Source organism: Porphyromonas sp. HMSC077F02, assembly GCF_001815465.1.
Taxonomy (GTDB): Bacteria; Bacteroidota; Bacteroidia; order Bacteroidales; family Porphyromonadaceae; genus Porphyromonas_A; species Porphyromonas_A somerae.
The window spans coordinates 1-239 of record NZ_KV820625.1 but is presented as its reverse complement, the minus strand read 5'-3'; the positions used below and the strand labels follow the sequence as shown (position 1 = coordinate 239).

The 239-nt window shown below is 43.9% G+C and carries 1 protein-coding gene; it reads left to right on the top strand.

The window, feature by feature from the left end:
* The coding region (locus tag HMPREF3027_RS00365) for a transposase (RefSeq protein ID WP_141756199.1) at positions 1-239 on the top strand (239 nt) is incomplete at both ends.

The following is a 239-nucleotide window of genomic DNA, read 5'->3' as shown; positions in this document are numbered from 1 at the left end:
GGTGTTAGTTGGGATGTAGTAAAGGATATTCACACAACCTATCTTAAGAGACACTACAGCAAGCCCTCCTTACAAGGGGTGCAGTGCATAGGTATTGATGAGTTTGCTGTCCGAAAAGGACATGTTTATAAGACAATCGTAGTGGATCTCATCTCTGGAAGAATCCTTCATGTTGGCGATGGAAAGGGGGCGGATGCTCTTACAACGTTTTGGAAAAGGGTAAGGAAGAAGAACGTTCA